Below are 2,692 nucleotides of genomic sequence, written 5' to 3'. Positions count from 1 at the left end.
GCCCCGACGAGGGCGCTCCCCACTGCCACACATCGCCCGCGCCGCCGTGGGTGAAGCCTCCGTCGTCCGCTTCGAAGTCCGAGACCACATCCTGCGTGAAGACAATGCCGAACGTATCCGAGTCCACCACGCTAAAGGTCAGCGTCTCCTCGACGGTGCCGGTGACGGCGATCCGCGCGACTCCTTCTTCGGACTGGAGGCGGACGGATCTCGTGCCGCCTCCCTCGAGGACCGTCCCCACATCCGCCGTCGCCGCAAACGCCGCCGATCCGGTGGTCTCGAGGGTGAAGGGCACGGGCGCGCCGACCAGCTCGCCGCCGGCGGTGAGGCGCACCTCGACGGCGGCGGGCACGCCGGCGATCGCCGCGAAGGGCAGGGCGAGCCGGGCCCTGATGATGGCCTGGGGGTAGGGGTCGTCGGCATCGCCGATGCCGTCGCCGTCGGTGTCGGGATCGAGGGGATCGAGGCCGGCGGCGACCTCATCACCGTCGCTGAGGCTGTCGCCGTCGGAGTCGGGGTTGTCGAGGAGCGTCCCGAGGCGGAACTCCTCGAGGTTCGAGAGGCCGTCGCCGTCGATGTCGCCCGCGGCGTCGGAGGGATCCTCGGGGTCGAGGCCGTACGCCGTCTCGACGGCATCGGGGATCCCGTCGCCGTCGGTGTCCCGGAACGCCAGCGCCGACAGGACGGAGTTGGCGAGGAACCTCGCGGCGTTGTCATCATACATCCAGTAGTCAAACCCGATGAGTACGACGCCGCCCGCGCCGTACGGCCGGGAGGCCACGACGGGTGCGCTGTCCGCATCGCTCACGAGCACCACCGTCGCGTCGGCGTCGCCCAGCGCGTACGAGAAGGTCGACTCCGGGGCCGTGATCGGCGGGACGATGCCGGCGGCCAGGGGGTGCTCGGGATCGACCAGCCGCAGTGGAACGTCGAAGAGCCAATCGAGAGGCTCCGCGTCCATGAGGCCCGCGCCCCGGAGCATGTTGCAGCTCTCGAAGGAGAGAGCGATGACCAGCCCGCCGGTCCTCGCGAAGTCGCGCAGGACCTCGCCGAAGATGATTCCCTGCGCGAATCCATCCATCCACTGGTTAGGCAGGAGGAGGATCTGCTTCCCCTCGAGCTCGGCCCGGAGCACGGCGGGATCCTCCTCCCACGACTCCGTTGTCGTGCAGTCGGGGAAGAAGCGGCTGATCGCGGCAAGAGTCTGCGGGACCATGTCGGCGTACGCCGTCCAGGCGAGGATGTGGAAGGGGGGATCGTCCGAGGGGTTGGTGGGATCGAGCCCCCAGGCCACCTCCCGGCCGTCCGAGATGCCTCCGCCGTCGGTGTCCCGCTCGCGCGGGTCGGTGCCCGTGTCGGTCTCGTCGACGAAGACGCCCGTGCCCGTCTCGACGCCGTCGGGGAGCCCGTCACCGTCCGTGTCGGCGGCGAAGGGATTCGTGCCCCTCGCGAGTTCCTCCGCGTTCGTCAGGCCGTCCCCATCTTCGTCGCCGGACGCTTCGAGCACCGCGAGGTCGCTCTGCGAGGCGGTGATGGCGAAGTCGTCGATGTACCAGCCGGGCTCGGTCACGGAGAGATCGCTCCTGAACTGGAACCTGAGCTGGATCCCATGGCCCGCATAGGCCGAGAGATCCGCGGTGACCTCCTGGAACGCGCCGCCGGTCGCGTCGCAGAAGAACCGGTTGCCTTCGTTGCCCGCGACGCCCGGCAAATCGACGAACGCTCCGCCGTCCACCGAGATCATGACCCATGCGTAGTCGCAGCAGCACTCTCCCTCGTAGTAGTGCCAGAAGCTGAGCCCGGGCGCGCCGCCGGCCGGGAGATCGTACTCCGGCGTCTGCAGGTAGCTCCACGAGTAGTCGGGATAGTCGCCCGCGAGGTTCGTCGCCCAGAGATTCGCCCCCGAGCGGGCGGAGCGGGGCCCCGAAGAGGGCGCTCCCCACTGCCACACATCGCCCGCGCCGCCGTGGATGAAGCCGCCGTCGTCCGCCTCGAAGTCCTCGCTGATCTGCTGGCTGAAGGCGATGCCGAACCCGTCGGAGTCGACCACGGTGAGGCTCAGCGTCTCCTCGACCGGGCCGGTGACGGCGATCCGGACGATTCCCCCGTCGGACTGGAGCCGGACGGAGCTCGTGCCGCCGCCGCCGAGGACCGTCCCCGCATCGGCCGCCGCGGCAAACGTCGCCGAGCCGGTGGTCTCGAGCGTGAAGGGCACGGGCACGCCGACGAGCTCGCCCCCGGCGGTGAGGCGCACCTCGACGGGCGTGGCCACGCCGGCGAGCGCGGCGAAGGGCAAGGCGAGGCGCGCCCTGATGATGGCCTGGGGGTACGGGTCGACCGCGTCGCCGACGCCGTCCCCGTCCGTGTCGGGATCGAGCGGATCCAGGCCGGCGGCGACCTCGTCGCCGTCGGTGAGGCCGTCGCCGTCGGTGTCGGGGTTGTCGAGGAGCGTCCCGAGGCGGAACTCCTCGAGGTTCGAGAGGCCGTCGGCGTCGAGGTCGCCGTCGGCGTCGGAGGGATCCTCGGGGTCGAGGCCGTAGGCCGTCTCGACGGCATCGGGGATGCCGTCGCCGTCGGTGTCCCGCAGCGTGATGGCCCACTCGACCGCGTTGGCCAGGAACCGCGCGGCGTTGTCGGTGTACTCGAAGTAGTCGAACCCGATCACGATGACGGCGCCCGCGCCGTAGGGGCG

Annotated in this window: 1 protein-coding gene; it reads right to left on the bottom strand. The window is 70.8% G+C overall.

Features of this window, described 5'->3' with window-relative positions; all coding sequences use genetic code 11:
- Positions 1-2,692: immune inhibitor A (locus JW876_02935; protein ID MBN1884465.1), on the bottom strand; the 2,692-nt coding region annotated here is incomplete at both ends.

It is taken from the genome of Candidatus Krumholzibacteriota bacterium, assembly GCA_016931295.1.
GTDB lineage: Bacteria > Krumholzibacteriota > Krumholzibacteriia > Krumholzibacteriales > Krumholzibacteriaceae > JAFGEZ01.
Note: the sequence above shows the minus strand (reverse complement) of the source record. Positions and strands in the feature narration are given on the sequence as shown.